This window comes from Microcoleus sp. MON1_C1, from assembly GCF_036701945.1.
Taxonomy (GTDB): Bacteria; Cyanobacteriota; Cyanobacteriia; order Cyanobacteriales; family Microcoleaceae; genus Microcoleus.
Genome location: NZ_JAUBRO010000009.1, coordinates 15928 through 35491, shown reverse-complemented (window position 1 = coordinate 35491; position 19564 = coordinate 15928). Strand labels below are relative to the sequence as shown.

The window sequence follows — 19564 nt, the reverse complement described above, 5'->3', positions numbered from 1 at the left end:
AAAGTAGCTGACGCACCCTACTTAGCTATAGTTATCTCATCTTCAAAATCTTCTCAGCAGCACCTTCAGACACCGGCATCACCGATAACCGATTGCCTTTTCTCACCAGCAAAATTTCATCAGCACTAAACTTTTTTTTCAGTTCATCCAAAGATATTAACTTAGGAAACTCCTCAACAAACTCCACTTTCACAGTTTGCCAGCGAGGAGCATTTAACTGCGATTTAGGATCATAATATTCGCTATTCATATCGAACTGGCTTGGGTCAGCAATTCCAGTTTCAACGACGCGCACTAAGCCGACAATTCCCGGTATTTGAGTATTAGAATGGTAAAAAAATACTAAATCTCCCCGACTCATTTCTCGCATAAAATTGCGCGCTTGATAGTTGCGAACACCATCCCAAATGGAAGTGCGATCGTGCTTCAAATTCGCAATGCTATAAACATCTGGTTCCGACTTCATTAGCCAATAATTCATACAATCTCTTCGCTTGGGTTAGCCAAATATTCTTGAATATTATCTAAACACTGCTGCATAGCTTTTTGCATAAAAACCTGAACTAGCAACAACCCAAGCGGATAGAATACCGGAGAAGTCAGCATAAAATAAAACTCCCAATCAATCCGAGTTCCCTTTGCTGTAGCAGTGAAATTCCAATCTCCGCCACCCGACTCAATGAGTAGAGAAATCGGAAACTTAAACCCTCTAACCAGTCGGTAGGTTTGTCTTTCTGGTTTTTTGAAAGTAATGATTTCTTCATCAATCACCGAAGTGTCGGAATTTTCTATCCGCCGCACGCCGCCTTCACGCATCTCTCCTCCATCTGCCATTTCAGCTTTAATAATTGCTGGAATTGGGCCATATCCGCGAAAGACTTTGGGTAGATTTGACAGGGAGGTAACAAAATCAAAGACTACTTCAGGCGATGCAGCGATTTCTACTAATGCGTTGGTTTTAACTAACATTTATTCCTCCCCCCATCTGATTTGATAATGAACTGTGAGTTAAAAGTGCGTAATTTTAATTATAAAATATCCTTCCGCTTCTGCAACCACAGAGTCAACATCAAATAAACGAAAATATGGACGCACAAAATACCCCAATTTAAACTCAAATTCTCCCAAGTTGGATCGTAAACAGGAGTAGGCTCAAACGGCTGAGGAAGCGTACTCCCGTCCGGTAATGTGGTAGGCGCGGGAACCATCCCATTCACATTAACTAAAGAGCCGTAAGCACCCACAGACCAGCGGCTTAACATCAGCCAAGAAAATGTGCTCGCCGCACCTTCCATCTTAAACAAAACTCCCGAAAAAATAATCTGAGGCAGCAATAAGAGAGGCAAAGCGCTATTAGCTTGAGAGCTATTTTTAACAATCGCGGAAACGACTAATCCAAGGCTTAAGCAGCTCATTAAAGTTAGGAATGTGGTAATACTTGCTCCCACTGGCCAGGAGATAAAACTCGGTTCGGGGGATTTAAAAGCAATCAGAATAACTCCTACCATTAACAGCGTTTGCAATACTGCCAAACCAGAAAGTATAAAAATTTTTGAACCTAAATAAGCGAACAATCCTAAGTTGACCAAACGTTCGCGCAGATAAATAGCAGATTCCTTAACAATTTCTTGCAGAGAAGTTGCCAGTCCTACCCAAATCGCCGCGCAGGTAAATACAAATAAAACTCTGAGCGCTAAAGGTGCTAAAGTTGCCTCCGGCGCTCCAATTAACGGGTCTTTATCTCTGACGGCCAGCCGCAGCAAACTAATGCCAATCGGCGCTGTCAAAAGAGCTAAACTCAAGTTAACTAAGTCGCGGGAAATAAGCTGAAAATAGCGCTGGGCTAGCAGAACGAGTTGTTTGACAAAAGATACAGATTTTGGCACAGAAGGTGCAGAGGGTGTTTTTCCACCGGGGTTGCCGATGCTGAAGTGGTTGACTATATAGCGCTGATAGTAGGGAGATTTATTAAACTTTTCTGCCCAGCTTTGAACGTTGGTTTCTCCTGTTTCTAATTCGTTGTAAATGTCTGCAAAATCGCCAGTTTTGACATCGAAAAAATCGAGGGCTTCCCTAGGCGGGCCGAAGTAACAAAGGCGTCCGCCGCGACCCATAAAAACAATACGATCGCACATCGTGATATTTGCCGTCGCGTGAGTCACCAGAATCACCGTCCGGCCTTGATTTGCCAACTTTCGCAGCAGTTGCATCATCTTCTTATCCAAACCCGGATCGAGTCCTGAAGTCGGTTCGTCTAAAAAGAAAAGTTTCGGATCTGCTAACAGTTCAACTCCGATGCTGACCCGCTTCCGCTGTCCGCCGCTAAGCTGTTTTACCAAAGCCTTGCGGCGGTGAGTCATTTCAATATCTTCTAAAGTTTTTGCGACTACCTGCTTGACATCTGTATCGGGAGGTAAGCGCAATTTAGCTGCATAACTCAAGACTTCTTCAACTGTCAAATCTGCGTGCACAATATCATCTTGAGGCACGTAACCGATTTGATTGCGGTAAATATTGAAGTTTTGGCGTAGGTTGTCGCCATTGAGAAACACAGCGCCGTTAGTAGTTTTTTCGATGCCTAAAAGCGTCCGCATTAAAGTAGATTTACCCGCACCGCTACCGCCGACTAAAGCCACAAACTGCCCCGGTTCGATCGCCAAAGTGATGTTATCCAAACGCTTCGGAATCACCAGACTGTCAGCATCCAAACGAATTTGATGGCCCGAGTCTTGCATCTGCAACTCACCGCTGCGGTAAGTTAGAGTAAACGGGCCGATCCGAATTGCATCTCCCTCGGACAACTGTACAGAATTTGTCACTCGCTGACCGTTAACAAAAACCCCGTTAACGCTGTGGTCTCGCAAAATATAATTACCGCGACTGTCTTGGTCGATTGTGGCGTGGCGTCTAGAAACAAGTGGCGCATCTAATTGCAGCGAAGCGTTTGGATCGCGGCCCAACAAAACCGACCGATTCTTAAGAAGAATTGACTGCTTGCTAGGGGCAGCAACCTGATTCGCCAGCGGATTAAAATAACTCAGCAAAACTTGATTTTGAGGATCGAGACCGATTTTAATTTCTGTGCCGTTTTTCAGACAATAACCGTCATTGGGAGTGATGCGAGTGCGATCGACAAATAAGCCATTAGTGCTCGGCCGCTGCCCGTCACCGTCGTAAATCCAGTAATTATCCCCTATTTGGCGCAAAACAGCGTGAACGCCGGAAACTGCGCGCCAGGGTTCGGGAATGACTAAATCAGCACGAGTGCGATCGCGCCCCAATACGTGCTGCTGCTGTTTTAACTCTAACTGTAAAACCTCGCCTTGATTGCTTAATACTATATATGGTCGATCGCTTAAAGCAGTCAGTTGTCCTATATTGCCTGTCATACTTCAATCGCGGTTTTTGCACTCACTTTTGTCAGCATATCAAAAGTAAGGCAACAATCCACTTATATTAAGCAAGTCTACTTAGCAACAACCGACAAACTACGAAGCCGATTAATTGCCGCCGCCAATTCAAACCGTCGAAACATGGCAAAATCCCCTTCAGGAAAAGGCGATAAAATATCCATCCCCTGCGCGTCAATATCGGCCATCACCAAATCTATGATTTCCGACAAAGTGCGTTTTCCGTCCATGTATTGCTGCTTAGCATAAACCATTGCCGCAGCGATCGCCCTTAACTGTCCGCTGTCCACAATTTGTTCAACAGCACCCAAATCAATATCCTCAGTTCCGAAAGCCAATTCATCAACATCCCGCACCTTCACCCGCACATCTCGCCGTCCCCGACTCGGATCTAAACTAGCAGGAAGCGGCACTCTTGAAGTAATCTCACCAAAATTTTCTCCCCCTTCAGCAGCGCGGCTAATCGAGTAATTTTTAGCAATCTCTTTAGCTTTTGCCGTCACATTATATGCTTGAAAATTTTCCATTGCAATCACAGTATCCGCCACATCAAAATAATCGCCACTTCCGCCCATGACTAAAATAGTCGATACGCCATAATCTGCATACAATTCTCTCACTTTATCAATAAACGGCGTAATCGGTTCCTTATCCTTAGCGATGAGTTCCTGCATTCGGCGATCGCGAATCATAAAATTCGTCGCCGCCGTATCCTCATCAACTAATAAAACAGGCACTAAATCCTCTTTTGAAGAAGCCACTAATTCCAAAGCCTCAATAATATTAGCAGCTTGCGACGTGCTACCGCTCGCATTTTCAGTATAAAATTGTGCAGTATCTCTACCTTGTGGCAAGTGGTTAATAAAAGGCGAAATATCAACTCCTGCCACACTTCTGCCATCTTCCGCTCTAATTTTCACCGCCGCCGGATTAGTCACCACAAATTCCCGACCATCTCCCGGAATTCGGTTGTAAACTCCCAACTCGATCGCCCTGAGTAAAGTTGATTTTCCGTGATAGCCACCGCCAACAATCAAAGTAATGCCAGCGGGAATACCCATACCCGAAATCAAACCGCGATTCGGACAATTAAACTCAACTTTTAACGACGGCGGCGACTGAAAAGCCACAGCATTATTTAACAAAGGACTGTTGTCAACACCGCTGCGGCGGGGTAATATAGAACCCTCAGCAACAAACGCAACTAATCCTTTTTCAGCTAACTGCTGCCGCAGCCAGTCAGCATCTTCTACCGTTTCAACGTGACGGCGACATTCCGCAGCATTTAAGTGAGAATATTTGAGAGATTTGCTGACAATTTCCGGGATATCTTCGCACAGCATTTCAGCAGCTTGTCGCCCTAAAATACTGCGCCCGCTCGCTGGAAGTCCGACGGCAAATCGCAGTTCAACTCCTCCTAAATCTTCGATATCGGATGTATTTGAGGAAATGATAAATGCGGAAGTTCGCTCTAAAACTTCTTGTCCGAAGCGAGTCACTGCAATCATACCGCTTTTGCCAGTACCCCGTTTGCTGCTGATGCTGTGTGCTGCTCGGTCAAACTGGCGAGTTAGGTAATCTCGCAAGGCTATTTCTCGACTGCGAGAATTGAAAACTTCGCGGGGAATTTGAGCAATGTTTGGCGGAACTATGACTCTAAATTTACTGGGAGAAGCAAACGGATCTCCCTGCACGTAATCAATAATTAATGTGAATTCATAAAAGTCGTAATTACCTTGAATGTCTTTGTAGGCTTTGTAGCCTCGATTGTCTAGTTGCAGTAAATGCCGTTGCAGGCTTTCTTTGTTAGTCATTAGTCATTAGTTATTAGTTGGCAGTTGGCAGTTGGCACTATCAATAACAGTCATCATGCCCAATGCCCCATGCCCGATGCCCCATCCCCAATTCCCAATTCCCCATGCTCAATTCCCAATTACTAATTACCTAATTCCAATAATTTAGCCACGGCATTAACAACAATTTGAGCAGAACCAGCGAAAAAAGGTTGATCGATAGTTGCTAATGTATCGCTAGATTGGTGATAGTGGGGCGAGCGCAAATTTGCAGTATCCGTCACCAACACAGCACCAATTCCTTTATACCAAAAAGGCGCGTGGTCGCTCCGCAAAACATCGGGAGTCAGCAACCCTTTCAGGGGAACCGGCAGCGCCACCACCGGCGGCAAATCGGCTTTTCCAGACTCCGCAAAACTTTTCAATAGCAGCGGATGTTCCGCATCCCCAATCACAGCGATAAACTCGCCTTTGTCGGGAGAAGTTACCCCCGATGCTTCTAGAAAAGGTTGCGCTGTCAATCCTTCGGGATATTGCTGGCATCCGGGCGTGCGGCAGGCATAACCTACCATATCTAGGACGATCGCTCCCTGCAAATTTTTTAACCGCGCGTCGCTACCTGTAAACGCTAAACTGCCTAAAAGTCCGAGTTCTTCCCTGTCGAAAAATGCTACTTGCAATGTCCGAGGCGTGGGGCGAGAACCCAGCAATCTTGCTACTTCTAAAACTACTGCAACTCCCGTCGCATTGTCGTCAGCGCCTGGGGAGTTTGGTACAGTATCGTAGTGTGCTGCCACTAAAATTGCACCTGCGTTTGAGTCAGTGCCTTTTCTCTCAGCAAAGACGTTGATTCCGCGATCGAACGGCTGCAACTCTGCGGAAAATCCTAATGTTTGCAATTGCTGGGAAATGTAGTCTCTCGTAAAAGAGCGAGATTGTTCTCCATCCCGTTCTCCTGCTAAACTATCGACGTGTTTCCACAAGCGCGACGGGTCAATTTTGGGCTGAAAAAAAGTATTTTTTTCAGCAGGAAGCGGTAAGGGAGACGGGTTTTGGGAAGTGTGGATATTGCGATCGATCCCTAATTCGGGTACACCCGACAACCGCTGCCACGAGTCAGAACGCCAACCCACAGCCGCCACCGCAACTAGAATAAATAGCGCTATCCAAATCAATTTTTTCATCAGTAAGTCTATTTGAGATTTTAGACAGGGCTTACGCACTCCTCGCTCTCATCAACCGTTTTTTTGAGCAGGAGAGAGGACTGCAACGAAGTCTTTTCGTACAAGCCGGTTTATCTGTCTAGGAGTGTTAGATTTTAGATTTATCTTAATACCCGAGTTCAAAATAAACCTGTTTCCAAAAATGAAACTCAAAACTCTTAATATTAGCTGTGGATGAGGCAGTTTTGTGCTTTTTTTTACCTACTAATAAACCAGGTAAAATTATTTGAATGTCGCCGTCAAAGGTTTCTTGCTTATTCGAGTATTCGACGGCGACATTCACCTTAATAATTTACCTTTAACCTTCACAACTCAAAACTACTTTTTTTCCCACTCAATCTCCTTATTCTCCAAAATCAAGCCACTGCTGCTGGGAAAAGCATAAGGAATAGTTTTTGCCGAAAATTCAACTATTTGAGTTGGTTGTTGAAACCACTCGGAATAACTCGGGTTGAGTTGGTCGTACAGTGCTTTCAAAGCTTGGATTTCTGTCTCTAGCTGCGCTGCTGCTTGATTGATTCTGCGAGCTTGTGCTTGCAAGCGTTTTTCCCCGGTTTGAACGTTGTTTTCTACTTCTTGCCAGTGCTGTCCGGCAACCAATTTTTCTAGTTCACCTTGTTTGTAATTGAGTAAAGCCTGTTTTTGTTCCAGTTGCTTTTCAATATTTTTAGTCTCTCGGTCAATTTCCTGGACTTGCTGCAACCACTGCTCCCCAAAAGCAGCAGTTTGCTGGTGGAACTCAGCAATGGCTTCAGGAGTATTATTTTTGGGAAAACTGACTGCCACTCGGCACTCAGAGCGCTGTACGCCAAGTTTTTCCCGCGACTCTTGCAGGGCGGTAATTTCTGCTTGCAGCGCGCGGACTTCTTTTTGGAGTTCTGGGATGGTCTGACTCATGGGTTCAATTAGTGGACCTCTGCATCGATTTTAAGCTAATTGTTTATTTTTCTAACAAATCCCGGTCGCCTCTTTGCGGGAATTATCTAATTTTAGCGCGCTCTCACCCGGTGTCTAGGCAGAATGACGGATAATTTGTGGCACAATGGCTGATGACACATTTTAAATTAAGATTAAAATTATAATTAGTTATAAAGCTAAATTATTAGCTTAGGAGAATTTTATTTACAAATCCACATAAATTAAGGTTGGCTCCGTTTTGCTATGACACCTCAAGTTCTGTGCAATTTTTTTATATTTTTGATGGCAAAAGCATCTTTTTAAAATTAGGATCAGGGGGAAATGAAAATTATCTATGGATTAATTTTGGGATCTTTAACTGCTGCTATTTTTGGTGGGGAATGTTGCATTAATGCAAAAATATTGTTGGCAAGTGTAGGGGATGGAAACGGCAATCGCGCTTTAGGAGCAATTTTGGTGGCGCCTGAGAAATTTAGCTATTGGCGATCGACATCTCGCCCTCCTGCCTCTGCAAGCGCCGACTTATTGTTGGATAAATTATCCCACATAGAGTCAGTAAATTTACCGAGTGACAATTTTATACAATCTGAGGAAATCCCGGAGAAAGAGGGGGCTTTTAGGTTAAAAATAATCGGTTCTTATCTGGCTTTTATTTCTGTAGTAATCTAATTATTGATCAAAACGAACACAGTAAATATTTTATCCCAGGGGTTCTGGTTCATCAAAGCCAAGTCTGAAACAGGGAAGAACAAGTTACCAGAAGGAGAAAAAGTGTTGTATCCAAAAAAAGAACAGGATATCTGGGATACTATTGCCCAAATGACCCAAGATTTGCAGCAAACTGCCGAATATGCCCTGGATATTTGCGAGGAAATGAACGTCTCAATAATTGCGACTACCCCGGGCGGTCATATCCTGTCGTTAAACCAAGCTACCTGTCAACTTTTGGGATACTCTAAAAAAGAGTTGTTAGGGAAACCAATAGACGAACTTTTTAAGAAAACTGAATTACCACCACCCGAGTTAGACTTAGCCAGTTTAGCAGCCGAAGGTTCTGTCCGCAACGTCGAAAAAGTCTACCTTTCTAAACAGCGAAAAAAAATAATTGTACTGCTTTCTATTTCAATTATTCGCGACGGTCAAGGCAAGGTCAGCGGCAAGTTATACATAGCACAAGATATTACTGATAGCAAGCGGGCTGAAATAAATTTGCGGCGCAGTGAAAAAAAGTTTCGGCAACTGATAGAAACTGTGAATGCTGTGGCATTTATCTATCACCGCCGACAGTTTCGCTATGTCAATGCTCAGACAGAAGCTCTGACAGGATATACTCGCGAAGAATTGCTAGCATTGGATTTATACGACTTAATCCATCGAGATTTTCTAGAAATAGTTAAAGAATGGGGTAAATCCAGCCACGCGCGCTCAAGTGCCGGCTCAAAATATGAAGTAATAATTCTCACGAAAACCGGAGAAATGCGCTGGATTGAAGCAACTGTAGATATTATTAAATTTGAGAGAAAAGCGTCAATATTAATCACAGCTTTTGACATCAGCGATCGCAAATTAGCAGAGTTAGAACTAGAAACATCTCTTTCGTTGCTTCAAGCAACCATTGAATCTACTGCTGACGGTATTCTGGCGGTTGACAGTACAGGAAAAGTTCTTACCTTTAACCGCAAGTTTGCCGAAATGTGGCAGTTGCCGGCTTTCCTGCTGGATTCGAGAGATAACAATCTAATTTGGGGGTTTGGAATCAACCAGTTAAAATACCCGGAAATATTTCTCAACCGCGCTAAAGAATTGTCCGATCGCCCCACAGAAGAAAGTTACGATCTCATCGAGTTGACAGATGGCAGGATCTTTGAGCGCTACTCGTTGCCCCAGCGCACCGGAGGCAAAATTACTGGTCGAGTATTCAGTTTTCGGGATGTAACGGAACGGGTGCAATCCGAAGAAAAACTACGCAAAAGCGAAGAACGCTTTCACCTGCTGACGCGGGCGACAAATGATGCCGTATGGGATTTTGATTTATTAAAAAATGAGTATTGGTTAAGCGAAGAATTTGAAAAAGTTTTTGGCTACAAACTCAATGAGACTCAGACGATAGAATTAGAATCTTGGTGGCTAAATATTCATCCCGAAGAACGGGAAAGAGTGATGTTAAGCTTCAACGAAGCAATGAATTCAAACGCTCAATGTTGGTCGGAAGAATACAGCTTTCACCGTGCAGATGGGGGATACATTTTTGTGCTCGATCGCGGCTATATCATCCGTAATGAAAGTGGCAAAGCAGTAAGGGCTATCGGCACTATGATGGACATCACTCAGCGCAAGCAAGCTGAAGAAATTATTCGCTATCAAGCTGTTTATGACCAACTCACAGGTTTACCGAACCGGATACTTTTTAACGAGCGGCTGCTGGCGTCATTAAGAGAAGCTAAAAAAACAAAAAAAATGCTAGCTGTGATGTTTTTAGACTTGGACAGGTTCAAAAAGATTAATGATACACTAGGTCACGCTGCGGGCGATCGCCTGTTAGAAGGTTTTGCCGGACGCATCAGCGACAGTTTGCGATCGACTGATACGGTAGCCCGCTGGGGAGGCGACGAATTTACCATACTGCTTCCCGACATCAATTGCTTAGAAGATGCAGTTAAAACAGCTCAAAGAATATTCAACAATTTAAAGCCACCATTTAAACTAGAAGGACAACCGTTTCACGTCAGCAGCAGCATCGGCATTGCCCTTTATCCCGATGACGGTGAAGATGCCGAAACTTTAGTCAAAAATGCCGATGCCGCCTTGTACCGCGCTAAAGAAATGGGAAGAAATAACTATCAGTTATATACTTCAACGATTAATCCCCAAGACAGCCAGTTACTAACTATAGAACACAGACTGCACGAGGCTTTAGAACAGGGAGAATTTGAGGTTTTCTACCAGCCAAAAGTCAACATTACTACTTGGAAAATTCAGGGCATGGAAGCCCTGCTGCGCTGGCAACATCCACAATTAGGTTTAGTTACTCCCGCTACATTTATTCCGATCGCCGAAGAGAACGGGCTCATTGTAGCTATTGGGGAATGGGTGCTGCAAACAGCCTGCACTCAAAATAAAGCTTGGCAGGATGCTTTGCAGCCAGATTTGCGGGTAGCAGTCAACGTTTCGGCTCGGCAGTTCCAGCAATTTAATTTATTAGAAATGGTAGCGAAATGCTTGGAAAAAAGCGGTTTAGCACCCAAGTATTTAGAGTTAGAAATTACCGAGACTACAGCAATGCAAGATGTGGATTATACCACAAAAGTTCTCAGGGAGCTGCAGAACATGGGAGTGCAGATTGTGCTGGACGATTTCGGCACGGGTTATTGTTCTCTAAATTATCTCAAAAAGTTTCCCTTGAATATCTTAAAAATAGATAAATCCTTTGTCAGCGGACTGACGACCGATCCGTGCGAACGGGCGATCGCCAAGGCTGTAGCGACGCTGGGGCGAGATTTGAACTTGAGCGTAGTAGCCGAAGGAGTAGAAACTAAAGAGCAGTTGGAGTGTTTGCGCGAACTCCACTGTCAAGAAATTCAGGGTTATTATTTCAGCCCTGCCCTCTCGGCTGGCGATGCTAGCAAACTGTTGGTAAATTCTCAGTTGAGTAAAGTGAAAATTGCTTAATTAGTCATTAGTTATTAGTTATGGTTCTTGACCCCGAATCTTAGTCTCGCGACTTATTTTCCTCCGCTACACCCCCAACATCATCACTGCTAAAGCGCTGCGGCGGGTCTAAGTTGTCGGGCAATTCGTTAAGATTCTTGCCCCAAGGGTGATACAGCGCTTTAACTTGAGAAATTTTCAGCTCAGGGGCATCAAGTCCTAAATCCCGCCACGGCAGTTAAAAGCTTAGCTAGGTTAGGGACACGGCACGGCTTCGCGTGCTTAATGATGGTCATCGCGATCGCCCCCGCTTGTTAAAACTTAAAATAGTGTGCAGAATAACCCACTTGCGGCTAAAGACAGAGGAAAATATCGCTACTCCAACATAAAGGCTTTGTCTATGCAGCCGATTCGCACATTTAACGTTTCCCCCTCGCTACCGACAATTCTCGAACCCCTACGCAAGCTTGCCTATAACTTGCACTGGGATTGGAACGTCGATACTAAAGACCTTTTCCGCCGCCTCGATCGAGACCTGTGGGACTCCAGCAACCAAAACCCGGTGCTGATGCTCGGAACCATATCTCAAGAGCGACTGCAAGAAATGGCAGAAGACGAAGGCTTCATTGCCCAAATGAACCGAGCAGCCCAGCAGTTAGACGATTATCTCAAAAATCGCGCCTGGTACCGCAAACAGCGCGGCACCGAGCAGCAAGAATGCTACGCTTACTTTTCGATGGAATTCGGCTTGGTTAAAGCCCTACCAATCTATTCGGGCGGTTTGGGCGTGCTCGCAGGCGACCACCTCAAATCAGCTAGCGATTTGGGCTTGCCCTTAGTCGGTGTCGGCCTGCTCTACCAAGAAGGTTATTTTTCGCAGTATCTCAACGCCGACGGCTGGCAGCAAGAACGCTATCCGCTCAATGATTTCTACAATATGCCGCTCCACCCAGAACGCAATCCCGACGGTTCGGAATTGCGGATTGAGGTAGACTATCCCGGCCGCAAGGTTTACGCGCGGATTTGGCGGGTACAAGTGGGTACGGTTCCTTTGTACCTGATGGATACAAATATTGCACCTAACAGCCCCTACGACCAAGATATTACCGACCAACTCTACGGCGGCGATAAAACTCTGCGGATGCACCAAGAAATCATGCTGGGCATCGGCGGCGTAAAAATGCTCAAGGCCCTGGGGCTGACAGTTACGGCTTATCACATGAATGAAGGCCACGCGGCTTTCATGGCTTTGGAACGGATACGGATGCTGATGGAGGAATATCACCTGAGTTTTGTGGAAGCGGAACAGGTGGTGGTTTCGAGCAGTATGTTTACGACTCACACGCCGGTGCCTGCTGGGTTTGACTTGTTCGAGCCGGATATGGTGATGCACTATCTGAGTCATTATGCCAAGATATTTGGCTTGTCGCAAAATGAGTTTTTGGGATTGGGCCGCGAGAATACTGGCGATTTGTCCGCACCTCTAAATATGGCAATTTTGGCAATTAAAATGTCGAGTTTTGTCAACGGGGTGGCGGCTTTGCACGGTGTGGTGTCGCGCCCGATGTTTCAGGGTTTGTGGCCGGGTTTGCCGCAGGAAGAAGTGCCGATTACTTCGATTACCAACGGGGTGCACGCTCGCAGTTGTGTGGCGAAGTCAACTCAGGAGTTGTACGATCGCTACCTCGGCCCGGATTGGGAAATGACTCGCAAGGACGATCGTCTCTGGGACAGGATGTCGTCGATTCCTGATGAGGAACTATGGCGCAATCACGAACGCTGTCGCTCGGAGTTGGTGGTGTTCGCCCGGGAGTGGCTGCAAAAGACTTTGCGCGAGCGCGGTGCGGCCCAAACGGAAATCGAACACGCGCGGGAGGCCCTCAATCCCAAGGTGCTGACGATCGGGTTTGCCCGCCGCTTTGCTACTTACAAGCGGGCGACGCTGTTTTTGCGCGATGTCGATCGAATCATGCGGATCATGCGCGATCAAAATCGCCCGGTGCAGTTTGTGATTGCTGGGAAGGCTCACCCGATGGATATTCCGGGTAAGGAATTGATTCGGGATATCGTTCACTTCATCCGCGAGCACGAGACGATGAGCTCGATGGTGTTTTTACCGAACTACGACATTAACGTTGCTCGGATGATGGTTTCTGGCTGCGATGTGTGGCTGAATACGCCGCGCCGCCCCCGGGAAGCTTCCGGGACTTCGGGGATGAAAGCTTCGATGAATGGTTTACCGAATCTCAGCATCCTCGACGGATGGTGGGATGAGGCTGATTATGTTCGTACCGGTTGGCCGATCGGACATGGGGAGTTTTACGAAGATACTAAGTATCAGGATGAGGTCGAGGCGAATGCTTTGTACGACTTGATGGAAAAGGAAGTTGTACCCCTATTTTACAACCGGGATGCTGATGGAATTCCCCGCGGTTGGACGGCGAAAATGAAGGATTCGATTCGCTTGAATTGTCCTTTCTTCAATACTGCTCGGATGGTGAAGGATTACGCGCGGCGGGCTTATTTCCCGGTGAGCGATCGATTCTTCACGATGACTTCGGATAATTGTGCTCCCGCCAAGGAGTTGTCTCACTGGAAGAAGCAGGTTCTCGCGAAGTGGAAGGATATTAAGATTGAGGCTGTTGATATTTCCCAGGATAAGGAAGTTAAGGTCAATCAGTCGATCTCTGTTAAATCTCGGATTAATCTGATGGGATTGACGCCTGCAGACGTGCAAGTTGAACTTTATCAAGGTTCGGTTGATGCTAACGGAGATATTGTCGGCGGCGTGCCGGTGGTGATGGAGTATTTGGGAGAAGATGCTAACAATGCTAGCCTTTATACGGCTGACATTACTTATACTTCTAGTGGTTTGCAAGGTTTGTCGTTGCGGGTTTTGCCGAAGCACGATAATCTCAGCAGTCCTTATGAAGCTGGCGTGATTCTCTGGGCACATTAAAGGAAGTTCGGCAACGGATTCTGTAACGGATGTAACGGATGTAACGGATGCAAGGAAGAGGGAATCAGGAATCAGGAAGATTTTACCTATTCTCCCCCTCTCCCACTCTCCCACTCTCCTGCTCTTTTTATCGAAGTTCGGGAATGACTATGTAGCCGATTGTGCAACGATCGCCCAATACCACATTCCGCTCTATTTCCTAGTACCACCAGTGAACCCGTATATAAGCGTACAGCAAGGCATCTAGCTGGTCTTCTAAGGCTTTGAGGGTGGCAACACTGGTCTGGATTTCGGGGAGATTTGAACCACCGATGAACGCTGATTCTTATGGAGGATGTTTGCGAAATTCAGAGTTGGTTCGAGGAGCGATCGATATCTACAACATACTGGCAGAATTTCATCAATTATAGTTGACATTCTGCCAGTTTTCCTTTTTTGTCGCGTTGCTGAATACAGGTATAAATTCAAGATTTCGGAATTTTTCTAAGCCCAGTCGGGTGAGTTTTGTAACTTCCGATAAAAGTTGATTCATACCGTGAATCAGGAAAGCCCAAAATTTATATCCATCACTATGAAAGCCGCCGAACAAAATAGTGGTGCCACAATAGTCACACTTTTCATACTGCTATTTCATAGAATTCAAGGGAGCCTTGAGACACCTCTAGTTTAGGTTATTTACCTACACCCGCTGGCTGCTGACGGTTTCGCACTTCCAGAAAAATCAACAAAGCATTAACATCAGCCGGATTTACCCCACCAATTCTGGCAGCTTGGCCAATCGTCAGCGGTTTCACCTTAGCCAACTTTTCCCGCGATTCTTTGGAGAGAGTTGTAATTGCCATGTAATCCAAATCTGCCGGCAATTGTCGGCGTTCGTGTTTGGCAATGTCATCAATTTGATTTTGCTGTCTTTGCAGGTAGCCGGAATATTTGATGTCAATTTCTGCACCATCCTTCTCAGCCAACTTCAGACTAGAATTGCCTAAATTGTAGCGTTCCAAATCCACATAATGAAAACCAGGACGACGCAACAAATCAGCGAGAGTAATTGAACCTTTAATCACTTGTTGAGTATCAGCCAAAATTGCCTTGCCAACTTCCTCGTGCTCTTTCACCCGCGTCGAGTACAAGCGTTCCTTCTCTGCCACAATATTAGCTTGTTTGCGATCGAACAACTTCCAGCGGCGATCGTCAATCAAACCAATTTCCCGTCCCAGCGGCGTCAAGCGTTGGTCAGCATTGTCCGATCGCAATAATAGCCGATATTCCGATCGCGAAGTCAACATCCGGTAAGGTTCCCGCAAATCCTTCGTACACAAATCATCGATCAAAGTGCCGATATAACTTTGCTCGCGAGGAAACACAATCATCTCCTGATTTTTCGCAAACCGAGCTGCATTAATCCCCGCCACAATCCCCTGTGCAGCCGCCTCCTCATATCCCGTTGTACCGTTCACCTGACCCGCGCAAAACAGCCCTTCTATCTTCTTAGTCATCAGCGTTGGAAAGCACTGAGTAGCCGGCAAATAATCGTACTCCACAGCATAAGCAGGGCGCATCATCTCGCACTTTTCCAAACCCGGAAGAGTCCGCAGCATTTGCAATTGCAAATTTTCCGGTAAACCCGTAGAAAATCCTTGGATATAAAGTTCAGGAATATCTCTACCTTCCGGTTCAATAAAAATCTGGTGACTTTCCTTATCCGCAAACCGCACAATCTTATCTTCAATACTCGGACAATAGCGCGGCCCCTTCGCATCAACCCAGCCGCCGTAGACTGGAGAAAGATGCAAATTGTCTCTAATTAACTGATGAGTAGCTGGCGTAGTTCGAGTTAAATAACAAGACATTTGTTCCCGTTCGATCCAAACTTCTGGATCGAAACTAAACCAGCGAACCTCTGCATCTCCCGGCTGCGGTTCCAGGTTGGTATAATCCAGAGTACGCTTGTCAACTCTTGCGGGAGTTCCTGTTTTTAACCTCCCTGTTTCAAAGCCCAAACGATTGAGAGTTTCCGTCAAGCCAACGGCGGCAAATTCTCCGGCGCGTCCGGCGGGCATTGACTTATTACCTACCCAAATTGTGCCACCTAAAAAAGTGCCTGTGGTCAGAATGACTGCTTTACATTCAAAAGCGACGCCGAAGTATGTTTCTACTCCGATTACTTCTTCGTTTTTGCCCAAAACTAAGTCTGTTACCATCGCTTCGCGGATGGTCAAATTCTCTTGATTTTCGACAATATTATTCATTACAGCGGCGTATTCCCGCTTGTCAGTTTGTGCTCGCAGCGCCCACACTGCGGGACCTCTCGAAGAGTTGAGGATGCGCTTTTGTAAGTAGGTGCGATCGGCCATTTTGCCAATTTCCCCGCCTAACGCATCTACTTCGTTAGTAAGTTGGGTTTTAGCCGGGCCGCCGACAGCGGGATTGCAAGGTTGCCACGCAATTTTGTCGATGTTGAGGGTGAGGAGAAGGGTGCGACAGCCGAGGCGAGAAGTAGCGAGGGCGGCTTCGCAGCCGGAGTGTCCGCCACCTACTACGATGATGTCGAAACTGTCTTGGAATTCTACGGGTGTTTGTGCGGTCATTCGATTTTAGATTTTAGATTTTAGATTGAATAATAGACATCTGGCAAAATTAGGTTTTAGTTTCCTCAATTAAAACTATTACTCTCCATTAGTGTAGCTGCTTTCTTCAAACATCGATGTTAATCCAGTAATTTTAACGGGGGGTCGATCTTTGAATTCTACGACAAATGACAACTCGCCACCCATTGCGGCGATATAACTTTGCAAAGTAGATACCAACAAATCCGCACGGCGTTCGAGTCGCGAGACATTTTCTTGACGCATATTTAATAATTCTGCCATGCGAATCTGAGTAAATTTCCTTGCTTTTCGTAAGTCTTGCAAGGTCATTTCTTCAGCCATTAATTCAACCGATCGTTTTTCGACTATTGCTCGTTGTTCGGGAGGCAAATTCTCCATAATAGTCTTCAGGCTAATTGTCATCTGTTTCTTGCTCCATTAACTTATTCAAATGGCCGGTAAATCTACTATCTGCTATCTTAATTAGTTGCTTGTAAAATCGCTTCTCACTACTACCAGATTTGTCGCCAGCTACCAACAGAATCGCAGATCGGCGGGGGTCAAATGCAAAAGCGACTCGCCAAACTCCACCAGCCGCCTGAAACCTAAGTTCCTTCATATTGGTGTAGGTAGAACCATTGAGAGTATCGACGTGAGGACGCTTGAGGTTTGGGCCAAATTCTTGTAACAGTGTGAGTTTTGCTAAAAGCTCTAATCTGACATCAGTGGGGAATTCGGTAAACTCAGAGTAAAAATCAAAGTGAAACTCAATGTTCCATGTCATTTGGAGCAATTATGCCTTACATAGCATATTATAGGCAATAGTCGATCGAATAACAATATTTATATGCACCCTTCGCGTCTTCACGGTTCAATAATTCCGTACAATTGCAGTTTTGCGCTATGTTAGACAAAAAAATCTCAACAAGCGTACACAAGTGAAATACTTCTTCTTATCCGACGGCTGGAAAGTTGGGCGCGTCTGGGGCGTAGGTGGCGAGTGGAGTCACGCCGCCTGGAGGCGGTCGCCGGACATCCAACAGCTAAACCTCTGTCTTGTCGATCGCAACGAAAAAATGTGGCTCTACCGCGTAGAAGACGCCGTACTCATGGTAGAAGTCCAACCAGCAGTCCGTCCCGATCCCGCCGATCCCGCCAAAAATATCGGCAACGTCACCCTCACCAGACTGATCGATGCCGAGCAAGTCCTCGAACGCCTCGGGACGATCGCCGCCCGCTGCGAAATGGGCAACCCGCAACTAATGTAATGTCCAACATATTGCAATCGGTTCTAACACTCGATACACTTCTTTAAATAACTTTCATTTTTATGCCTCCACCTTTGAAGGTAGATGGCAGTCGGCAAAAGGCAGAGTTTAAACCCTGCAGGTAACTGCTGGGGATTGAGAATCTGATTTTTCCGTAAAAATAGACATCATCACTTACACCTTGGAGAACCGCAGTCAATGGGACTACCCTGGTATCGCGTACACACAGTCGTCTTAAATGACCCAGGCCGATTGATTTCTGTACACTTAATGCACACAGCCCTCGTGGCAGGTTGGGCCGGCTCAATGGCCCTTTATGAACTAGCAGTTTTTGATCCGACAGACCCAGTTCTGAACCCAATGTGGCGTCAAGGGATGTTCGTGTTGCCCTTCATGACTCGCTTGGGAGTTACGGGTTCTTGGGGCGGTTGGAGCATCACGGGCGAAGGTAACGTCGATCCGGGCTTCTGGTCCTTTGAAGGCGTGGCCGCCGCTCACATCGTCCTCTCGGGCCTGCTGTTCTTAGCAGCAGTTTGGCACTGGGTATTTTGGGACTTAGAACTTTTCAGAGACCCTCGCACCGGTGAACCAGCCCTCGACTTGCCAAAAATGTTTGGCATTCACCTGTTCCTCTCCGGCTTGCTCTGCTTCGGCTTCGGCGCATTTCACCTTTCGGGACTTTTTGGCCCGGGAATGTGGGTGTCCGACCCCTACGGCCTGACCGGTCACGTCCAACCAGTGGCGCCTTCTTGGGGCCCTGAAGGCTTCGACCCGTATAATCCGGGCGGCATCGTGGCTCACCACATTGCAGCGGGCGTAGTCGGCGTAATTGCCGGTTTGTTCCACTTGACAGTGCGGCCGCCAGAACGTCTTTACAAAGCCCTGCGGATGGGGAATATCGAAACTGTACTTTCTAGCAGTATCGCTGCCGTGTTCTTCGCAGCCTTTGTCGTTGCGGGTACGATGTGGTACGGTTCTGCTGCTACTCCGATCGAACTTTTTGGCCCGACTCGCTATCAGTGGGACAGCGGCTATTTCGGACAAGAAATCGATCGCAGAGCTCAAGCTAGCTTGGCCGGGGGCCAAAGCTTCCAAGAAGCTTACGAACAAATTCCCGAAAAATTGGCTTTCTACGACTACGTGGGCAACTCTCCTGCTAAAGGCGGTTTGTTCCGCGCCGGCGCGATGGTCAACGGCGACGGTATTGCTAAATCTTGGCTGGGCCATCCAGTATTTACTGATAGCGAAGGTCGGGTATTGTCGGTTCGCCGCCTCCCCAACTTCTTTGAAACTTTCCCAGTAATTTTGACGGACAAAGATGGGGTCGTCCGCGCTGACATCCCCTTCCGCCGTGCTGAATCAAAATACAGCTTTGAACAAAGCGGAGTTACCGTCAGCTTCTACGGTGGCGAACTTAACGGTCAAACCTTTGATAATCCTCAGGATGTTAAAAAGTTTGCTCGCGATGCTCAAAAAGGTGAAGTGTTTGAATTCGATCGTGAAACCTTGAACTCAGACGGGGTGTTCCGCACTTCGACTCGCGGTTGGTTCACTTTCGGACACGTTTGCTTTGCTTTGCTATTCTTCTTCGGCCATATCTGGCACGGTTCTCGGACTATTTTCCGCGATGTGTTTGCTGGAGTTGAGGCTGACTTGGAAGAACAAGTCGAGTGGGGCCTGTTCCAAAAGGTGGGCGACGTAACCACAAGAAGAGAAGAATCTATCTAGGTTTCGCCAGCCTCTGGGTACGTGGGAAA

At 46.4% G+C, this 19564-nt stretch carries 15 protein-coding genes; 5 read left to right on the top strand and 10 right to left on the bottom strand.

What is annotated here, in order from left to right; genetic code table 11:
- Window positions 1-31: 31 nt before the first annotated feature.
- From QUA62_RS06990 to QUA62_RS06960, 7 genes are all read right to left on the bottom strand, one after another.
- Window positions 32-481, bottom strand: coding sequence for an EVE domain-containing protein (locus QUA62_RS06990; protein ID WP_333403221.1), 450 nt, complete (start codon window positions 479-481; stop codon window positions 32-34).
- The gene (locus QUA62_RS06985) at window positions 478-969 is read right to left on the bottom strand and encodes an SRPBCC family protein (protein ID WP_333403220.1); all 492 of its coding nucleotides are present in this window, start codon (window positions 967-969) and stop codon (window positions 478-480) included. The genes QUA62_RS06990 and QUA62_RS06985 overlap by 4 nt, the downstream gene beginning before the upstream one ends.
- A gap of 59 nt (window positions 970-1028) precedes the next feature.
- Window positions 1029-3389: an FHA domain-containing protein gene (locus QUA62_RS06980; RefSeq protein ID WP_333403219.1), complete on the bottom strand. Its 2361-nt coding sequence runs from the start codon at window positions 3387-3389 to the stop codon at window positions 1029-1031.
- A 77-nt stretch (window positions 3390-3466) separates the two neighbouring features.
- Window positions 3467-5224: an ABC-ATPase domain-containing protein gene (locus QUA62_RS06975; RefSeq protein ID WP_333403218.1), complete on the bottom strand. Its 1758-nt coding sequence runs from the start codon at window positions 5222-5224 to the stop codon at window positions 3467-3469.
- Window positions 5225-5346: 122 nt separating this feature from the next.
- A complete protein-coding gene (locus QUA62_RS06970) occupies window positions 5347-6387 on the bottom strand; it encodes a M28 family peptidase (protein WP_333403217.1) in 1041 nt (346 codons plus the stop codon).
- A gap of 145 nt (window positions 6388-6532) precedes the next feature.
- Window positions 6533-6709 carry a hypothetical protein gene (locus tag QUA62_RS06965; protein WP_190663867.1) on the bottom strand — a complete coding sequence of 59 codons (177 nt, stop codon included), beginning with the start codon at window positions 6707-6709 and terminating at the stop codon, window positions 6533-6535.
- A 35-nt stretch (window positions 6710-6744) separates the two neighbouring features.
- A complete protein-coding gene (locus tag QUA62_RS06960) occupies window positions 6745-7323 on the bottom strand; it encodes a hypothetical protein (protein WP_190663868.1) in 579 nt (192 codons plus the stop codon).
- 342 nt (window positions 7324-7665) lie between these two features.
- On the opposite strand from QUA62_RS06960, the gene QUA62_RS06955 reads away from it, so the two are divergent.
- The 3 genes from QUA62_RS06955 to glgP all read left to right on the top strand — a co-directional run bounded on the left by QUA62_RS06955 (window position 7666) and on the right by glgP (window position 13951).
- Complete coding sequence (locus QUA62_RS06955) at window positions 7666-8013, top strand: hypothetical protein (RefSeq protein ID WP_333403216.1); 348 nt, start codon at window positions 7666-7668, stop codon at window positions 8011-8013.
- 102 nt (window positions 8014-8115) lie between these two features.
- Entirely contained in the window at window positions 8116-11013 is a 2898-nt protein-coding gene (locus QUA62_RS06950; RefSeq protein WP_333403215.1) for an EAL domain-containing protein, read from the top strand.
- A 379-nt stretch (window positions 11014-11392) separates the two neighbouring features.
- The gene (gene glgP / locus QUA62_RS06945; protein ID WP_333287541.1) at window positions 11393-13951 is read left to right on the top strand and encodes an alpha-glucan family phosphorylase; all 2559 of its coding nucleotides are present in this window, start codon (window positions 11393-11395) and stop codon (window positions 13949-13951) included.
- A gap of 671 nt (window positions 13952-14622) precedes the next feature.
- Here glgP and mnmG read toward each other — a convergent pair.
- The 3 genes from mnmG to QUA62_RS06930 form a co-directional block, all read right to left on the bottom strand.
- The gene (gene mnmG / locus QUA62_RS06940; protein ID WP_333403214.1) at window positions 14623-16539 is read right to left on the bottom strand and encodes a tRNA uridine-5-carboxymethylaminomethyl(34) synthesis enzyme MnmG; all 1917 of its coding nucleotides are present in this window, start codon (window positions 16537-16539) and stop codon (window positions 14623-14625) included.
- A 78-nt stretch (window positions 16540-16617) separates the two neighbouring features.
- Complete coding sequence (locus QUA62_RS06935; RefSeq protein WP_333403213.1) at window positions 16618-16962, bottom strand: transcriptional regulator; 345 nt, start codon at window positions 16960-16962, stop codon at window positions 16618-16620.
- The gene (locus QUA62_RS06930) at window positions 16952-17323 is read right to left on the bottom strand and encodes a type II toxin-antitoxin system RelE/ParE family toxin (protein WP_190663872.1); all 372 of its coding nucleotides are present in this window, start codon (window positions 17321-17323) and stop codon (window positions 16952-16954) included. The genes QUA62_RS06935 and QUA62_RS06930 overlap by 11 nt, the downstream gene beginning before the upstream one ends.
- A 154-nt stretch (window positions 17324-17477) precedes the next feature.
- Between QUA62_RS06930 and QUA62_RS06925 the strand changes: the two genes are divergently transcribed.
- Window positions 17478-17807, top strand: a complete 330-nt coding sequence (locus QUA62_RS06925; RefSeq protein ID WP_333403212.1) for a hypothetical protein — start codon at window positions 17478-17480, stop codon at window positions 17805-17807.
- 198 nt (window positions 17808-18005) lie between these two features.
- Window positions 18006-19535 carry a photosystem II chlorophyll-binding protein CP47 gene (gene psbB / locus QUA62_RS06920; RefSeq protein WP_333287502.1) on the top strand — a complete coding sequence of 510 codons (1530 nt, stop codon included), beginning with the start codon at window positions 18006-18008 and terminating at the stop codon, window positions 19533-19535.
- The last annotated feature ends 29 nt before the right edge of the window (window positions 19536-19564 follow it).